This is a genomic window from Paenibacillus nuruki (assembly GCF_963311185.1).
In the GTDB taxonomy this organism is placed as follows: Bacteria; Bacillota; Bacilli; order Paenibacillales; family Paenibacillaceae; genus Saccharibacillus; species Saccharibacillus nuruki.
Genome location: NZ_OY725677.1, coordinates 128,433 through 145,000, shown reverse-complemented (window position 1 = coordinate 145,000; position 16,568 = coordinate 128,433). Strand labels below are relative to the sequence as shown.

The window sequence follows — 16,568 nt, the reverse complement described above, 5'->3', positions numbered from 1 at the left end:
TGAGTGTACCCGCTTCTTGGTATTCTACATAGTTCTGTCCTGTCGTCTGATCGAACTTCGGTGACAATTTCTTTTCTTTGATTAATTCTGCGATCCCATTCATTCCTAATGCTTTGGATGAGACTTTGATTTTGCCATCTTCCGTCTTCTCTGTCCATACGCGTGAATATAAAGGAACTCCTAAAATCAATTTATTTGCTGGGACTTCATCTTCTTCTAGAACACGATTCACTGCTTTTTCCACCCATGGTAATGAAGCGACTGAACCAGATTTGGGGCTGGCTGCCCAATGTTCGTCATACGCCATCAGCATCATATAATCTAAAGAAGGTGCTAATGCTTCACGATCTAAAAATTTGGACCATAGCTCGCTGTTGGACTTTGGTGTTACATCCATCGAAAGTACAAGGTCTTTCTGAAGAGCGAGTGGTCGTAATTCGCGTACAAATTGAGTTACATTAGGTCCATCGCTTGTATGCACACTTTCAAAATCAATATTGATCCCATCTAGTTGATAAAGATCAGCATATTCTAATATTTGTGATATGACTCGACTTCTATTCTCATAGGTTGATAAAGCACCTGTGGTCATATCTGCATCAAAGTTGTTGCTGATCAATCCCCATACTTCTTTGTTGCGATTATGAGCCCAATTTACATAATGCATGTCTGCTTTACTACGTACATTGCCTATATTATCAACGATCTCAAACCATGTAGGACTGACTACATTAACTCCAGGTAACTCACCGATCTTGTTGGTGTCTGGTTGACGCTCATAGACAGCTTCCCACGTTAGATTTACTTTTTTCCCTGCCCAGTCCCTGTTTACTCGATTATCAGGCATCTGCGGAACGGATACTGTCTCCAGATCGTCTAAGGCTACGCTATCCTTCTGCATATACCCGACATATCCATTATCTAACTGTACTGTATACCATTCTTCTCCTGTCTCCCATATGCGCAATCTAGCATTCTGAGGGACATCTGTATAAATACGAGAATGAATATCTGCTTCTACACGTAAGGCAACCGTCTGATCTGCTCCTGCGGTTACAGTATGTGCGTATTGGACTTTCTCGCCTGCTTTTAACAAAATTACAGCACCTGTTGTAGGATCTTCGTAGACATTAATGCCATAGGTTTCTTTGAGTGGAGCGAGTGGTACATACAAAACCTCCCCTTCTTGTTGAGGAGCAAATCGCAATTGTACTGATTTCATATTAAGTTGTGCGTCTTTACTTCCACTTTGTAGTTGTACGAGATTACGATCTGTTGTTAGAATGACGGATTGTGTTGCTTCTTCATATCGAATGTTAGGATCGATCTGTTCTTGTAAAACCGGTAAAGGGAGTTGTAAAGAATCTCCTGTTCCGATAGCCGAATAAGGTAGTATCTCACCTTTGATAAAAATAGGTTTAGCTAGTCCTTTCCAATCCGGGTCTTTATGTAAAGGGTTAGGGAAAATCTCAAATATAATCCAACCGATTATTAAAAAAGCTACAAAACCTAATACCCACCAACGACGTTTGTTTGATCTGTGTAGATGTGCTCGTTCTTTTCTATTCAAAGTATCCTCCTTGTGCTTTGTTATTCAAGCTCTTGTTGTTAAATAGCTTTTGATGCATGACTTTAATAAAAAAAGCGTGAAAAACCATATGGTTTCTCGCGCTTTTGAAATTACTGTTGATTCAAGCCTCTGCAATCTGCGCAAGTTCCATAGAGCTCCATCCGATGCCCAGAAATCTGAAATCCTGTATGCCTAGCTGCTTGTTGTTCTACTGCTTCTAACGAAGGATAACTAAAATCCTCGATTTTGCCACACTGCTGACAGATCACATGATAATGATCTGTAATATTAGCATCGAATCGGCTTGAATTATCACCGTATGTTAATTCATGCACCATTCCTGCTTCAATAAACATTTTCAAATTATTATATACCGTAGCTACACTCATACTTGGAAATTGAGGTTCTAACGAACGATAAATTTCATCTGCTGTTGGATGTTCCATGGATTCTAGTAAATAACTTAAAATCGCATGACGTTGCGGTGTAATCCGTACGCCACTGACTTTGAGCTGTTCCAATGCGTGTTGCACACTTGTCGTCATCTTATTCACCGCCTTATTGAACTTTCCGAAAAAAACTGTATGTCCGGTAAGAACTAATAAAAGAAGAAAGTGACCAGACAAGGCAGACATTCGTCAACTTTAATTGTACGGGTAGATGAAGAGGATTGTCAACGCAACCTCTTTTAGTTCGTTGATGGAGACTCTGTCACTGGTTCATCGGTATTGGTAGTATTGTTGCTTTCTGTGGTGCTTGGTGATCCTGAATTTGAAGAAGCATCGGTCTCTTCTGGGTTCGCTGGATCAATCGTTTGGTCGTCATTGTCTTTAACCATAGCATCACTATTACGCATAATATTCAAGTCGCCATTACCATCTACTTGTATCGCATGATCGGCTGTACCAAATTCACCTGTGATGGTTCTTTTTTCTACTTTTAAAGGCAAATCAGTATTGATTGTTCCATAGCTATTGGAACCTGACACTTTGTAATCGCCGGTTGGTGGTAAGTAGAGATGAATCACACCGACTGCACTATACACAGACCAATCTCCACCAATACTTACTGAACGAATCTCAATATTTCCATTTAACGATTCAGCTTTGACTGCAAAATTCGCCTCATCTACCATCACGTTACCATTCCTTGTATTTACATCAATATCACCAAGACCGCCTGTTAGTGAAACATCGCCGACTTGTGTATACAGCTTAGCCATTCCACTGATATCGCTCGCTTTGTATGTGCCTTGTTTGGTATCTGCATCGACATTACCGAGAATCGATGAAATATCCATATTTCCGTTAACGGTCTGTGCTTTGATATCACCGACTAGATTACGCATAATTAAGCTACCGTTACCTGAACGTACTGCAATATTACGTAATGCTTCTACATTAGTCATAGTCACTTTACCATTCGTTGTCTGAGCATTAATATCTAACCGACTCTTTTCAGGTAAAGTGATCTCCATATTGATTCTAGGCTGACGATTATTGGATTCACCATACGTCTGTGTCTGTGGACGAATCGAGATCTCATCCCCTTCTGACACTTCGATAGTCGTAGCATCCGCAATCTTCTGTGCTTCATCGGCTTCAATCTCATCGATCCAGACTACCGGACGTACTTCAATCTTATCTACATCGCCACGATGAACGATCAAGTCTCCATTGATTCCTTCTATGGTCAGTTCGTCGGTATCTTCATCGACTGGAATCGATACAGGTGTTAATTCGATTCGATTACCCGAAGCTTCACTAAATTCGGAAGAAGCTGCTGTTAAATCGAGACTAACTTTACTCCATAGATATAAATATTGATTTTGTTCGGTCACGAAAAAAATAGCTGCCGCTGCAATTACAGCAGTCAGTATTCCTTTGATATCTAAACGGAATCTCATTCGTTTACGACGGGAAAGGATATAAAATATAATATATTCCAAACCCCAACATACTAGAATAAGTGGCCACCATTGAAGCAAAATAAGTAGCTGACTGCCACCACTCCATTGATCCACACTAATTAAAATACCTAAGGCTATCCATAATAATGAAGCTGTTATTCGTCCTACTCTAATTCTGCCTGTCATTGCTAGCACCTCCTACAGCCTGAGATTTAGCAGATGACGTTGATTTATGAATCGATCGATAAATCCGTACAATTTGAAAAGCAAGTAACCCTACACCGATCACAATACAAATGACCGCTGTAATATAACCACCCCAGAAGCTGACAACATTACGCAGCCAATACGGTCGTACTAAAAACATAAAGATCAGTAATCCTTCTGCCATTAAAACTAAACCAAATGAAATTCCGCGTACTCCTGCAAATGATTTGCGGCGCTTGTATTTAGGAATAAGCGCACGGATATGATCGTTAATCCAATCTGTAGATTGCAGAACATCATACACATTATAGAAATAAATAACTGGAATCATCAGTGCTAATAATATCAAAAGAGGAACGTTGATCTGAATGCCTTTGGATGTAAAATAAAAAAGGGCAGCAATATCAAGCAGTAAAATAGCAATAAATTGTATTCCCCTTTGCGCCAATCCTAGATACATATGACCGAATCCAGGAAGAATAGCAGCGATAAAAACAGCGATAAATTTGCGTTTGAGTGGTAGTTTGGCAGGGGTCTTTTTCACTGTTGATCATGCCTCCTTGTTCTTTGCCTTTACTCAATAGCTACTGCGGTCACACCTTCGATCTTCTGAATATTACCTATCAACTCTAAAGAATCATATTCATGCTTGATAATGACATTCAAGCGAAGTTCCGTAACCAACATTTCAGATGTCATGCTAATGCCACCACGTTCTTTGACATAGGTTACTTTTTTAATCTGAATATGTTCGCTATCCATAAAACGGGATATTTTATCCAATGTTAACGTACCTGCTATCCCTTCGATCGTAATCTGATGATCTTTGCTATGACGAATATAACGTTGTTCTACGATATTAAGTACCCATAAATTCAATAGAACGATCAATGTGCATACAAAAGCTGCAAAATAAAAACCAGCTCCGATAGCCAAACCGATGGCAGCCACTACCCAAAGCGAAGCTGCTGTTGTCAAACCAGTAATCGCTTTACCTGTAAATAAAATTGTCCCTGCTCCCAAAAATCCGATACCAGAAATAACAGCTGTTGCTAAACGAGCTGGATCCAGTCGCACATTCGGTTCTTTGACAAATTCAGCAAATCCGTAGACTGATAACATCATAATCAAAGTAGAGCCCACACAAACTAAAATGTGCGTTCTTAGCCCTGCTGCGTGGCTAGATCGCTCTCGTTCCCAACCAATCAATCCGCCCATCAGCATTGAAGCTAGTAAACGAAGTAAAATATGAATATTGGTAATATACCAGGGATCAGACATTAGTCACTCGAATCCTCCCCTGTGTGAGCTAAAGCAGGATTAGGACGATGAAAAGTAGTTAATTTGACACCTGGCGCTACTTCAAACGTCTCAATCGGGTAAAATCCATACTTTTTATATAACGATACCGCAGGCTGATTGAGTTGACCTGTTGATACGATATATAAAGGTACATCAGGATACTCTGCAAATACATGTTCAATCAATTGACTTGCAATCCCTTGACGAAAAGCAGAAGGATGGACCATCATACGAGCAATCGTTAATGTATCATGCTCTTCTCTTTCAATAGAAATTACACCTTGAATTTCTTCATATTCATTCACATAGGCATAAAAGGTTTCACGGCACCGACGAATAGTCTCTACCGTGTCCAGTAATGGTGGAAGTTCTTTGAAGCCAATGAGCTGTGCTTCTAAGCGATAAGCAATATGTTGTAATGCCCATATTTGCTGAACCGTATGGTCATCTTCTAATATGCATTTCTGGATCACAAGATCACTCCTTTACTTCCCCATATAGTATTGGCAAAAGTACTATCTGCTAAAAAAAGAGACATGCCATATGGCATGCCCCTATATCTGTTTATCATCCCGGGATTATGCCAGATTAGCGAGGCAATAATTCAGCCAATAGTTTGTTAACCATGCCCGGATTCGCTTTGCCTTTACTTTGCTTCATAACTTGCCCCACTAAAAAGCCGATTGCTTTGTCTTTGCCTGCTTGATAATCTTCTACAGACTGTGGATTGGCGGCGATCACAGCTTCAACAATACCTTTGATCGCACCTTCGTCACTAATCTGAGTCAATCCTTGATCTTCCACGATTTGCTGTGGTAATTTGCCGGATTGAAGCATTTCTTTGAATACCGTTTTGGCAATTTTATTACTAATTGTGCCTTTTTCGATCAGTCCGATCAATTCACCTAATGCTTGCCCTGTTAAAGGAACGGCTGCTAATTCAAGATTATTGGCATTCAAATAACCAAGTAATTCTCCTTGCATCCAGTTCGCGACGGATTTGGCATCACTGGTATACGTTAGACTCTCTTCAAATAGATCAGCCAAAGGCTTGGAAGATGTAATCACACCTGCATCATATTCAGGTAACCCATATTCAGAAGTATAACGCGCTTTACGTGCATCTGGTAATTCAGGAATAGAAGCCTGAATACGATCTTTCCATGCTTGATCAATATGCAAAGTCACTAGATCTGGATCAGGGAAATAACGATAATCATGCGATTCTTCTTTGCCACGCATTGATAATGTTTTGCCTTGAGCTTCATCCCAGCGGCGTGTTTCTTGAATCACTTTGTCACCATCATCCAAAATCTCAGCCTGACGGTATTGTTCATACTCTAACCCTTTTTGTACACCACGGAAAGAGTTCATGTTTTTCAATTCAGCACGGGTTCCAAATTCTTTTTGCCCTGCTGGACGAAGACTGATATTCGCATCACAACGAAGTGATCCTTCTTCCATTTTCACATCAGACACATCACAATATTGCATAATCGCACGAATTTTCTCCAAATAAGCACGAGCTTCTTCCGGCGAAGAAATATCCGGTTCAGATACAATTTCAATCAGTGGTGTGCCCACACGGTTAAAATCAACCAGTGAATCGTATCCACCTGATGTATGTGTTAATTTACCTGCATCTTCTTCTAGATGTAAACGGGTAATCCCTATACGCTTAGTTGTACCATTCACTTCAATATCAACCCAACCATGTTCACCGATCGGTTGGTCGAATTGAGAAATCTGATAAGCTTTAGGGGAATCCGGATAGAAATAGTTTTTGCGATCAAATTTGCTCACATCGCCTATTTTACAATTGATAGCTAGTGCTGCTTTCATGGCGTAGTCTACAGCTTGACGATTCAGTACAGGCAATACGCCTGGATGACCTAAACAAACAGGGCATGTATGCGTATTGGCAGGTGCACCGAATGCTGTAGAACAACCGCAAAAGATTTTGGACTTGGTATGTAGTTCAACGTGAACTTCAAGTCCGATGACTGTTTCGTAATTGGACATACTGATAGCTTCCTCCTTCTTCACACGGTTTTAGAGCTGCGGCCGTTGTTGATGATTGGTATTTTGTTCAAAAGCATGTGCCACGCGCAAAACCGTCTGTTCGTCGAAGGCTTTGCCAATAATTTGCATACCTACAGGTAGACCGGAAGCGAATCCACAAGGAACGCTAATCGCTGGAACGCCTGCAAGACTTACAGGAATCGTCAAAATATCGTTAAGATACATCGTTAAAGGATCATCCAATTGCGAACCTAATTTGAAAGCTGTTGTAGGTGCAGTAGGTCCAATAATAACATCATATTTTTCAAATACATTATCAAAATCACGTTTGATCAATGTACGTACTTTTTGTGCTTTGAGGTAGTAAGCATCATAATAACCAGAACTTAAAGCATAAGTTCCTAGCATAATACGGCGTTTTACTTCATCTCCAAAACCTTCACTACGGGATTGATGATACAATTCTAACAAGTTGCCCGGGTTCTCTGCACGTACACCATAACGAACACCATCAAAACGAGCCAGATTAGAAGAAGCTTCAGAAGAAGCAAGTAAATAATACGTAGCTACTGCATATTCTGTATGTGGCAAAGAAACTTCTTCCCACTCTGCTCCTAATCCTTCTAAGACAGCCAAAGCATCCATAATGGATTGCTTCACTTCTGCATCGACACCTTCACCGATGTATTCAGAAGGAACAGCAATTTTAAGACCTTTGATCTCTCCAGATAATGCACTCACATAATCAGGAATATCGACTTTAGCAGATGTAGAATCTTTAGCATCATAACCAGCAATCGCTTGTAAGACATAAGCAGAATCTTCTACGTTTTTGGTTAATGGACCTATTTGATCCAAAGAAGAAGCAAAAGCGACTAATCCAAAACGGGATACCAGACCGTAAGTAGGCTTCAATCCAACGACTCCACAATAAGAAGCAGGTTGACGAATAGAACCGCCTGTATCTGATCCCAGTGTAAAGTAGGCTTCACCTGCCGCTACTGCTGCCGCTGAACCCCCACTTGAACCACCAGGTACATAATCTAGATTCCAAGGATTGCGAACAGGTGCAAAGCTAGAATTTTCATTCGAACCGCCCATTGCAAATTCATCCATATTCAGCTTACCGATCGTCACAGCATCTGCTTGACGAAGCTTGTCTGCTACAGTTGCATTATAGATAGGGTCATAATTTTTCAGAAATTGGCTACCACATGTTGTACGTAGCCCTTCTGTTACAATATTGTCTTTCACCCCTACAGGAAGACCAAAAAGTAGACCCCGCGCTTCTCCACTCACTAGCTTTTCATCGAGTACTTTGGCAGATTCGGTTGCTCCTTCTTCGTTGAGTGTAAGGTATGCTTGTATTTTGTCGTCTTGTTCACCGATGGTCTTGAATGCTTGAGCTACAAGGTCGGTGACTGCCAAGTCTTTGGCATGAAGCCGATTATGTATTTCATTCAGACTCAAATCAAATAAAGTCAATGCCTATTCCTCCTTCAATTCTGTTGTTCATGGTTATTTATCTTGTTGAAGCATCTATTCCAGTACAGCAGGTACTTTGAATTGTCCATCTTCTTCATCCGGTGCATTGCGTAGCACTTTCTCAATCGGAAGGCTCTCGTGAACTTCATCTTCCCGCATGACATTGCTTAAATGTAATACATGGGTAGTTGGTTCCACGTCATCTGTATCTAATTCTTTTAATTTTTCTGCATATTTCAAAATAGCACTTAGCTGTGCAGTGAACATTTCTTTCTCCTGCTCACTCAAATCCAAACGTGCTAGCTTAGCTACATGCTCTACATCATTGATATTGATACTCAATTTGATTTCCTCCCTCGCTAAAAATAACTTTTTTCATTATAGGGTACATAAGGTGACAATTCAATTGAAGTTCTATAATAAATCTGGACTTATTTGTAGATAATAAAAAAGAGCCGGCAAGCCGACTCTTTAAATCCATGCACGCAAATTAATTTGTTTCACAAAATCTGCTTGCGCTACAGTATCCGTTAAAGGCTCCTCAACAAAGGGAAGCTCTTCACCATTCATGATATGATAAAATAATTTCTCATTATGTGTCGCTAGAGCATAATCGATTAGCGCCTCGCGTCCGACTCGTTCAGCTTCTTGTTGGAGCAATCGTTCTTCAGGCTCAACATCACCGGAAGGTACAAAGAAATTACGATTGACCTTAGGAATACGAATGACATAATCGAAGGCATTATCAGGGTTACGGTCATATGCGATAACATATCCGTAATCTCCTACAGGCAGACTTTGCTCAAAGGTATCAGCGACAACTACGATTTTTTCTCCTAAATGCAGCATCGTGTAACTCCCCCTAGCTTTATCTACTTTATTTCTGTATCATACTAAAAAAAAATAATGATGTCCAATTTTATTACCAAAAATCAGGCTAATTACACTTGCATAACCATTAATATCGTATTAAAAGTCGATTAATGTCATTTACTGTTAGATACCCAATATAAATAAAACAAAAACACGTACACAGGCGCCTTGCACCCATTTACGTGTTTTTGATGACTCATTTTTTCATTATGTTACATTTATAAGCTGAAATTAAGCAGGAACATACGGATTGCTTGATTTTTCTGCACCGATTGTTGTTTTTGGACCATGTCCTGGATAAACGGTTACATCATCTGCCAAACGATACAATTTGGTACGAATAGAATCGATCAATTGACGTTCACTACCCCCGGTAAGATCTGTACGACCTACGCCCATACGGAAAAGAACATCGCCTGCAAATAAATCTTTGCCACAAAGGAAGCTGACACTGCCCGGCGAATGACCTGGTGTGTGATACACCGTGAAGGTATGTCCGATCAATTTCAACTGTTGTCCTTCATCTAACGCATATTCTGCAGGTTCTGCTGTAATCGGTGGTGTGACTTGAGACCAATTCGCTGAACCGTTAAGCTTAGCATTGGTTAACCACTCGGCTTCTAGATCATGAAGGTACACAGGGCAATTACACAATGTACGCACTTCTTCTAATCCACCCATATGATCAAAGTGAGCATGAGTCAGAAGAATCGCTTCTACATTTAGATTCAATGATTGTATGCGACGCACCAAAGCTCCCGGATTCATACCTGGATCAATCACAATCGCATTGGAACTATTTTCAGCGATTAATAAATAAGCATTGGTCTGTAAGGGTCCTAATGAAAAACTTTCTATTTTGAACAAAATGCATTACACCCCCGATAAAATTTCACGCAATTCACGAATAATCATAGCGTGCGAAGCCGAACCTTCTCCATAACGCTCCGCCATACCTTGACGTACAACAGCCATCTTCTCTTGATAGTCTGCTGCTTCACGATCTGGATTCTCTTGTTTGAAAGCGATCATTAATTCTTGTACGTGCTCTGGACGAGGTCCCCAATGAGCAAGTACATGTCCGCCTGTATCTGTAATAATTACGACAGGTACAGAACGACCACCCATCGTTAAATAATCATCCATCGTGTCAAAATTCTCTTCCAAAATCAAAATTTTGGTAGGAATCTCTGCTTCTTCAAACGCACGTAGAACAACCGGCACATTGCGAACCACATCTCCACACCAATCTGCTGCTAAGATAAGTGAACGCAGATCATCACGGTGAGCTAACAATTTAAAAAATTCATGATCATCTAAATCAGTCCAATTGAATAACTCATATCCATGATGGAATTCTTCTTTATTTTTAGTCATACCCTCCATAAATTGTTCAGGAGAAATGCCCTGTTCCCATTTATCTGCTAAGTTCGGTTTGTTCATCGTATTATCCACCCTTCTTTTTGTTCTTCATCTTCCATTTAACCAAAAAGTAAGCTGCTAACAGCACAATCGCTGCTACAATAAGCGGTAATGTATATTTACTAGCGATATCATCAATATGCTCCCATTGACTTCCAAGTGCCATTCCTAGATATACAAAAAGAGCAGACCAAGGAATGATAGCCAATGTTGTCAGTAGAATAAAACGCATATGTGACATACGAGAGATACCCGCTGGAATCGAAATCGCATGTCGTACTACAGGAATAAAGCGTGCGGTAAAAATAACACCTGAGCCGTATTTATCAAACCAAGCTTCGGCATGATCGATATGGTTTTTCTTGATCAAAATATATTTGCCATACTTCTCAAGTACCGGTCTACCTCCATAACGTCCAATCCAGTAGATAAACAGTTGAGCGATCACGCCACCTACTGTTCCGAAAAAGACAGCTCCAAAATAATTGATAGCTCCTGTAGATACAAGGTATCCACCATAAGCCAATACAATTTCACTTGGGATCACTTCAATCATTAATCCAAGCATAATTCCAAAATAGCCAAGCTGTTGAACCCAGTGTAACAATTGGGCAATAATATCAGATATAATCTCCACCAGTCCTCCTTATGATTTACTCTATCTTTGTATCTTTTATCTCTTTATCCCTGTCTGTATGTATTCCCATGTCGGTACAAGTAAGCCAGCATTCATGATGTTCTGTTATTTTAGCACAGCCATCAGAACCCATTCCACTATGTACGTAAGCATATATGACCTAGCTTACCATGAAAAAAGCTGAATTCACTTTGGAACAGCGAATCCAGCTTGGATTATACCATAAAATGTTCATTATACTAATGATTTTTGATAGGACTGTAGAAGGTCTTTACAAGCATTTTCAAGATACGGCTTCGCTTGAATCATATCTCGAAATGCAGTATATTCCTGCCACATTTCAGCATTTTGTTCATTTTCTGCTTTCACTGCGCGAATTAAAATATTTTTGGGTGTGTGTTCCATATCTATAAATTCGAGCAATTGTGTTTTGTAGCCCAACAGATCTAATAGTTTGGCACGCAAAGCATCTGTCGCTAACGCAGAAAACCGTTCTTTAAGAATACCGTGTGATAGTAATGGGCTCATCGTATCATTCTGAATCTGATTAAACAATTCATGCTGACAACAAGGAACCGATAGAATCACAGACGCGTTCCAGCGCACTGCTTTTTCTAAAGCTGCATCTGTCGCTGTATCACAAGCATGCAGAGTGACCACCATATCCACTTGCTCAAGCTCGTTATAATCTGCAATATCGCCTACTAAAAACTTCAATTGATCATAATGAAGCTTTTCGGCTAATTGGCTACAATGTTCGATCACATCGGCTTTGAGGTCTAGACCTACAATATTGAGCGGACGATGTTGTTGAATATTTAGATAATGGTACAAGGCAAATGTAAGATACGATTTACCACAACCGAAATCTACAATCGTAAGTTCTTTGTTTACAGGCAAAGATGGTAATACATCTTGTACCATTTCCAAAAAGCGATTGATCTGGCGGAACTTATCATATTTACGAGCCAACACTTTACCGTCTGCATTCATAATGCCCAGTTCAATTAAAAAAGGAACAGGTTCGCCATCTTCAAGGATATATTGCTTTTTGCGATTATGACTGAGATCGGTAGACGTTTTGGTCGGTGTTTTGGTTAAAATAGAAACTTTGTACTTTTTGCTGATCAATACTTGATAATCAGCTTCTTGGGTACACAGTAATCCTTGACGCATCGTTTCTTGTAATAAAGTGAACAATACTTGTATCGCTTCTGTAGGTAGCACATTATCGTGAGTTACCTTGTTGCTGTAATGATAGGCAAATTGATAATGAAGTTGCTTTTTCAATTCAACCGGTTTGATAATGACTTTGGTAAAAGAATCGTTATCTTTTTTGCGAAGTTGGCTAAGTGTTGCTGTGATTAGCTCGCCAGCTTCGATACATTGAGTAATTAATCGTTGCAATGAATCCATGATGTACAGCTCGCTTTCTGTCTTTCAACTTAATTTGACTTGGCTTCTAGCTCGGCAGAGGCTGTTGTAAGTTCTGCTCGAGATACGCCACCTTCTTCTAGCTGCTCATCGTTTAACCCTAATAGGCGTTGATACAGCGCGTGACCTTCTGTCTCTGCTAATGCAGGATCAAGCTCTGTTAGGCGCTTGAGTGCATCTAAAGCATTATCATAATACCCTTCTTGCTCTTCATACTGGATAAAGAGATGTTCTATTGCAGGGGGTAGCCCATAATCTGCTAATTCATCTGTCAATTGATCAATCTGCTCGGGATAATCAAACATCGTCCGATCGGCATCATTTACAGCGCAATACAAAAATAAATGCAATGACTTGATCCGGCGTACAACCGCTTCTTGCTCTTTCTCACTTAATTCGTAAATATCTGCTTCTTCACGCATCAGTCGGGCCAATGCTTGCAGGCGATCGACTTCAACGACTGAACCGATACGGAATAATTCGATCACTTCTTCTGCGGGTAACCGATTAATCAATCCATTATTCAATTGGAACTTCTGGCGAACCATATCATCCAGTTCCCAGAGGGCTTCTGTCAATTTCTTCTGTTGCTTCAATCCGAACACTTTAGAAATGACTGATGCCATATCTTCGATCATACCCATAAGGTAATCATTTCTGAACATTCCTATCCCGCCTTTAATATTAATCTTTCAATTGATTTTGCATAAAATCATGAATAATATTGACTAACTGTTCAGGTGCTTCCATCATACTCATATGTGCAATATCTGGAATAACTGCTGTGGTTATACGTGTAGAGTCTGCAACAAACATTCGATCTGGTGGAGCAATCGGATCGTATTCCCCGGCTACTAATAATACAGGAACATTAGCATTTTGGATAATAGACAAACGTTCAGGACGCTCACGCATCGCAGCCGCTGCTCCACATCCACCTTCAGGCGAAGTGATATAACCGATCTCTTTTACTTTCAAAATCGAGTCTGGCAATTTATAGACCAAATGTGGCGCAAACAATCCTTCTGCAAATCCATCTACAAAGTCGATCATACCTCTGGTACGAATCTGTGTAATCGTATTTAAACGCTTTTGCTTAGCTTCTTCTGTATCTTCATAAGCAGTCGAATGTACAAGTCCCCAAGACTTGATATAAGAAGGATATTGATCTACAAGTGCTAACGTTACATAACCACCCATTGAGTGCCCTAGTAGAGTAACCTGCTTCAGATCAAGCTCATCTAATAAGGTAACCACATCAGCTGCCATATCTTCTATTGTATAAGGATCTGTCGATACAGGACTATGACCATGTCCACGCAGATCAGGCACGATACACCGATAATGTCTGGATAAAAGAGGAATCACTTCATCCCAATATGCGGAACTTCCTAGAAAACCGTGTAATAATACAATCGGTTCACCTTGACCATTATCTGAAAAGTGTAATTTAATCGGTTGCTGTTCGGTTGGCTGACTCATATATCCATCTCCTATCTTATTTTAATATACCTAGGCCTTGAACAACAGCTTGGACAATATCTTGTGACATATTCATTACTTTATACAGTGAAGTCGTCTGAAGTGTCCAATAAGGTTTGGGGCCATTTTCATTTACAATCGCAGCAATACTGTAATTACCTACTCCTGGAAAACGTCCTCCTACCGATAAAGCCGGGAAAAGTGGAGCTTCACCTATACTATATAACCCGACAGTATGATGTCTACCTAGGCAAGCATCGATAGCAATAATTTGTAGATGATCGGGAATCTGTGGAATACGTTCGTGAAGATTGTGCGCATCGCATGGAAAATCCATTGTTCCTATAATATGAGGTAAACCATATGCAGCCAGTCCACTACCAGTTAAAGGACCCAAGGCATCTCCAGTAGAACGGTCAGTACCAATACAGACAAAAGCTAATTGATCTATAGAATGAAGAGCTGCTATATCACGAAAAAAATCAGTCAATCCATGTGTATTTACATTGCGACGATCCTGATCATTGTAAGGAAGCAGACTGGAACGACGATTGATCATAATAAAAACCATGTCCCTCCTTTAATAAACGTATATACCTATCAGATAGGCAAATACATCATACATCTTGTCGATACTCATTTTACCCTATGCAAGAAGTTACCGCAAAATAATTGGTTTGACCTCATTATCCATGATACAATACAAAAAATAAGCCTATGCTTAATGAAGAAAGGAAGAACCCATTCATGGATTTGTCTCAACCTACCCAAGAAAATATAGCTTTTATGATTGAAGGCATCAAAACAAAACTTCGGATGGCAAGTGGCGCGGCAATGCAAGCTTCTGCTTTTTCTACCGAACAATACGAAGATATTCAAGAGGTCTATGATATTGTGATGAACAATCCGAACCTTAGTATTAGCGAAGTTGAAGCCTTAGTTTCTGAATTAGGACGTTTACGCAAAAAATAAATAAAACGAATGAGTCTTTCCTAATTATAGGGAAGGCTTTTTTTATATTCGATTCATTTGTTAAACTAGGGTTAAATTAAACATAACTCTATGTAAAGAAAGAAGGCGATACCGATGTCATCTGAGCAATTTTCCAACTCTAACAACGAACAGCCACAACGATTCTCATCTCTTCCTGTTTGGCTACTGATTGTTATGATATTAGTAGGAGGAGGTATAGCTTCATTCCTATTATTGAGGGGAATCGTATGGGGTGTTGAATCTATAGCATTATACGATATACACACATGGGAAAAAGGATTTCAATCTTATGTAAGGACATTCCACGAAGAACCTATTCGCACGATTATGCTCTTTTTCACCTATATGGGTTCATTCTATTCTACTGTATTTGTTGCTTTATCCTTTTCGATTCTATTGATGGTTCATAATATGTATCGCGAAGGCCTTGCTCTTCTTGTCACTACCGCAGGTGCTTGGCAAATTAATGTATTGCTTAAGTCTTTCTTTATGCGCCCACGTCCTGATCTAGAATTCTGGACCCATGCTTCAGGGTATAGCTTCCCCAGTGGTCATTCTACGATTGCAGCTGCTATGTACGGTATGCTCTTTGTCATTTGGGGCATGCATCGCAAAAGACATCAATTATCACTTACTCTTCCTATTGTTTGCGGTATTCTTCTGATTGTAGGCATTGGTTTGTCGAGAGTATATCTTGGCGTGCATTATCCTACAGATATCATTGGTGGCTATATTGCTGGTTCACTTTGGCTGACTGCATGTGCGTATTCTTTGCACTTATGGCGAAAATCCGATCCACAAAGGACTTCTATTCGTTATTGATCACAGAAATGGAATGTTTCACCTTTTGGTACTGGGTTTATATACGAAGTAAGACAAACTGCTAACTGATTGGTATAATGATCAACATATTTCATTGTACAGCAAAGGAGACGATTACTATGTGGGGCATTATTATCAGTATCGTAATGGCAGTCATTATTGGTGTTATTGGTAATGCGCTTGCAGGTAATGAAATGCCAGGTGGCATTATAGGTGCTGCTATTGCTGGGTTTGTAGGTGCTTGGTTAGGTGCTTTAGTATTTGGTAATTTCGGTCCAACTATTGGAGATTTCGCTATTATTCCTGCTATACTAGGTACTGCTATCTTTGTGTTTTTGCTTGGTTTGGTTTCCAGATTGTTCAGAAGAACAGCCTGAACCTTGTCCTCGCATCACATATACAAGCCATAC

General features: G+C 40.0%; 20 protein-coding genes (1 of these 20 only partly in view). 3 read left to right on the top strand and 17 right to left on the bottom strand.

The genetic code is table 11. From position 1 onward, the window contains the following. From RCP16_RS00710 to yyaC, 17 genes are all read right to left on the bottom strand, one after another. Nucleotides 1–1,570, bottom strand: the 5' portion of a protein-coding gene (locus RCP16_RS00710; RefSeq protein WP_308641436.1) for a glycosyl hydrolase family 18 protein. Its footprint begins 143 nt before the window's first position; only the first 1,570 of its 1,713 coding nucleotides appear in the window; its start codon is at nt 1,568–1,570; its stop codon lies beyond the left edge, outside the window. A gap of 110 nt (nt 1,571–1,680) precedes the next feature. After that, the gene (perR, locus tag RCP16_RS00705) at nt 1,681–2,115 is read right to left on the bottom strand and encodes a peroxide-responsive transcriptional repressor PerR (RefSeq protein WP_069325583.1); all 435 of its coding nucleotides are present in this window, start codon (nt 2,113–2,115) and stop codon (nt 1,681–1,683) included. A 143-nt stretch (nt 2,116–2,258) separates the two neighbouring features. Beyond that, nucleotides 2,259–3,665, bottom strand: coding sequence for a DUF4097 family beta strand repeat-containing protein (locus RCP16_RS00700; protein ID WP_308641435.1), 1,407 nt, complete (start codon nt 3,663–3,665; stop codon nt 2,259–2,261). Next, the gene (locus tag RCP16_RS00695; protein ID WP_069325585.1) at nt 3,649–4,230 is read right to left on the bottom strand and encodes a hypothetical protein; all 582 of its coding nucleotides are present in this window, start codon (nt 4,228–4,230) and stop codon (nt 3,649–3,651) included. Before RCP16_RS00695 ends, RCP16_RS00700 begins: the two co-directional genes overlap by 17 nt. A gap of 29 nt (nt 4,231–4,259) precedes the next feature. Then, on the bottom strand, nt 4,260–4,967 hold the full coding sequence (locus RCP16_RS00690) for an MgtC/SapB family protein (protein ID WP_308641434.1): 708 nt from the start codon (nt 4,965–4,967) through the stop codon (nt 4,260–4,262). Then, nucleotides 4,967–5,461, bottom strand: a complete 495-nt coding sequence (locus RCP16_RS00685; RefSeq protein WP_069325587.1) for a GNAT family N-acetyltransferase — start codon at nt 5,459–5,461, stop codon at nt 4,967–4,969. Before RCP16_RS00685 ends, RCP16_RS00690 begins: the two co-directional genes overlap by 1 nt. Before the next feature lie 115 nt (nt 5,462–5,576). Next, nucleotides 5,577–7,010 (bottom strand): Asp-tRNA(Asn)/Glu-tRNA(Gln) amidotransferase subunit GatB, encoded by a 1,434-nt coding sequence (gene gatB / locus RCP16_RS00680; RefSeq protein WP_175425093.1) that lies wholly within the window; start codon nt 7,008–7,010, stop codon nt 5,577–5,579. A 30-nt stretch (nt 7,011–7,040) separates the two neighbouring features. Continuing rightward, nucleotides 7,041–8,495 carry an Asp-tRNA(Asn)/Glu-tRNA(Gln) amidotransferase subunit GatA gene (gene gatA, locus RCP16_RS00675; protein WP_308641433.1) on the bottom strand — a complete coding sequence of 485 codons (1,455 nt, stop codon included), beginning with the start codon at nt 8,493–8,495 and terminating at the stop codon, nt 7,041–7,043. A 54-nt stretch (nt 8,496–8,549) separates the two neighbouring features. Then, on the bottom strand, nt 8,550–8,837 hold the full coding sequence (gatC, locus tag RCP16_RS00670) for an Asp-tRNA(Asn)/Glu-tRNA(Gln) amidotransferase subunit GatC (protein WP_069325589.1): 288 nt from the start codon (nt 8,835–8,837) through the stop codon (nt 8,550–8,552). Between the two features lie 129 nt (nt 8,838–8,966). Next, entirely contained in the window at nt 8,967–9,344 is a 378-nt protein-coding gene (locus RCP16_RS00665) for an ATPase (protein ID WP_069325590.1), read from the bottom strand. A 255-nt stretch (nt 9,345–9,599) separates the two neighbouring features. Beyond that, nucleotides 9,600–10,235 (bottom strand): MBL fold metallo-hydrolase, encoded by a 636-nt coding sequence (locus RCP16_RS00660; protein ID WP_069325591.1) that lies wholly within the window; start codon nt 10,233–10,235, stop codon nt 9,600–9,602. Nucleotides 10,236–10,241: 6 nt separating this feature from the next. Further along, nucleotides 10,242–10,811: a thioredoxin family protein gene (locus RCP16_RS00655; protein ID WP_069325592.1), complete on the bottom strand. Its 570-nt coding sequence runs from the start codon at nt 10,809–10,811 to the stop codon at nt 10,242–10,244. Between the two features lie 4 nt (nt 10,812–10,815). Continuing rightward, the gene (gene uptA / locus RCP16_RS00650) at nt 10,816–11,427 is read right to left on the bottom strand and encodes an undecaprenyl phosphate transporter UptA (protein WP_308641432.1); all 612 of its coding nucleotides are present in this window, start codon (nt 11,425–11,427) and stop codon (nt 10,816–10,818) included. Nucleotides 11,428–11,661: 234 nt separating this feature from the next. Further along, on the bottom strand, nt 11,662–12,843 hold the full coding sequence (locus tag RCP16_RS00645; RefSeq protein WP_308641431.1) for a class I SAM-dependent methyltransferase: 1,182 nt from the start codon (nt 12,841–12,843) through the stop codon (nt 11,662–11,664). 29 nt (nt 12,844–12,872) lie between these two features. Continuing rightward, nucleotides 12,873–13,526 (bottom strand): DUF6483 family protein, encoded by a 654-nt coding sequence (locus tag RCP16_RS00640; RefSeq protein WP_069325595.1) that lies wholly within the window; start codon nt 13,524–13,526, stop codon nt 12,873–12,875. A gap of 19 nt (nt 13,527–13,545) precedes the next feature. Continuing rightward, complete coding sequence (locus RCP16_RS00635; protein ID WP_069325596.1) at nt 13,546–14,343, bottom strand: alpha/beta fold hydrolase; 798 nt, start codon at nt 14,341–14,343, stop codon at nt 13,546–13,548. A 16-nt stretch (nt 14,344–14,359) separates the two neighbouring features. Further along, nucleotides 14,360–14,914 (bottom strand): spore protease YyaC, encoded by a 555-nt coding sequence (yyaC, locus tag RCP16_RS00630; RefSeq protein WP_241669465.1) that lies wholly within the window; start codon nt 14,912–14,914, stop codon nt 14,360–14,362. A 176-nt stretch (nt 14,915–15,090) separates the two neighbouring features. On the opposite strand from yyaC, the gene RCP16_RS00625 reads away from it, so the two are divergent. From RCP16_RS00625 to RCP16_RS00615, 3 genes are all read left to right on the top strand, one after another. Further along, nucleotides 15,091–15,315 (top strand): DUF1128 domain-containing protein, encoded by a 225-nt coding sequence (locus tag RCP16_RS00625; protein ID WP_069325597.1) that lies wholly within the window; start codon nt 15,091–15,093, stop codon nt 15,313–15,315. Nucleotides 15,316–15,429: 114 nt separating this feature from the next. Next, nucleotides 15,430–16,158, top strand: a complete 729-nt coding sequence (locus tag RCP16_RS00620; protein ID WP_137226268.1) for a phosphatase PAP2 family protein — start codon at nt 15,430–15,432, stop codon at nt 16,156–16,158. A 119-nt stretch (nt 16,159–16,277) separates the two neighbouring features. Beyond that, nucleotides 16,278–16,535: a GlsB/YeaQ/YmgE family stress response membrane protein gene (locus RCP16_RS00615; protein ID WP_069325599.1), complete on the top strand. Its 258-nt coding sequence runs from the start codon at nt 16,278–16,280 to the stop codon at nt 16,533–16,535. Nucleotides 16,536–16,568 lie beyond the last annotated feature (33 nt).

What these genes read in the sequence shown, in the direction of transcription:
- perR (WP_069325583.1), bottom strand. Translation starts at nt 2,115, where the DNA reads ATGACGACAAGTGTGCAACACGCATTGGAACAGCTCAAAGTCAGTGGC.
- RCP16_RS00615 (WP_069325599.1), top strand. Translation starts at nt 16,278, where the DNA reads ATGTGGGGCATTATTATCAGTATCGTAATGGCAGTCATTATTGGTGTT.
- gatB (WP_175425093.1), bottom strand. Translation starts at nt 7,010, where the DNA reads ATGTCCAATTACGAAACAGTCATCGGACTTGAAGTTCACGTTGAACTA.
- yyaC (WP_241669465.1), bottom strand. Translation starts at nt 14,914, where the DNA reads ATGGTTTTTATTATGATCAATCGTCGTTCCAGTCTGCTTCCTTACAAT.
- RCP16_RS00635 (WP_069325596.1), bottom strand. Translation starts at nt 14,343, where the DNA reads ATGAGTCAGCCAACCGAACAGCAACCGATTAAATTACACTTTTCAGAT.
- RCP16_RS00645 (WP_308641431.1), bottom strand. Translation starts at nt 12,843, where the DNA reads ATGGATTCATTGCAACGATTAATTACTCAATGTATCGAAGCTGGCGAG.
- RCP16_RS00700 (WP_308641435.1), bottom strand. Translation starts at nt 3,665, where the DNA reads ATGACAGGCAGAATTAGAGTAGGACGAATAACAGCTTCATTATTATGG.
- RCP16_RS00625 (WP_069325597.1), top strand. Translation starts at nt 15,091, where the DNA reads ATGGATTTGTCTCAACCTACCCAAGAAAATATAGCTTTTATGATTGAA.
- RCP16_RS00640 (WP_069325595.1), bottom strand. Translation starts at nt 13,526, where the DNA reads ATGTTCAGAAATGATTACCTTATGGGTATGATCGAAGATATGGCATCA.
- RCP16_RS00620 (WP_137226268.1), top strand. Translation starts at nt 15,430, where the DNA reads ATGTCATCTGAGCAATTTTCCAACTCTAACAACGAACAGCCACAACGA.
- RCP16_RS00655 (WP_069325592.1), bottom strand. Translation starts at nt 10,811, where the DNA reads ATGAACAAACCGAACTTAGCAGATAAATGGGAACAGGGCATTTCTCCT.
- RCP16_RS00690 (WP_308641434.1), bottom strand. Translation starts at nt 4,967, where the DNA reads ATGTCTGATCCCTGGTATATTACCAATATTCATATTTTACTTCGTTTA.
- RCP16_RS00665 (WP_069325590.1), bottom strand. Translation starts at nt 9,344, where the DNA reads ATGCTGCATTTAGGAGAAAAAATCGTAGTTGTCGCTGATACCTTTGAG.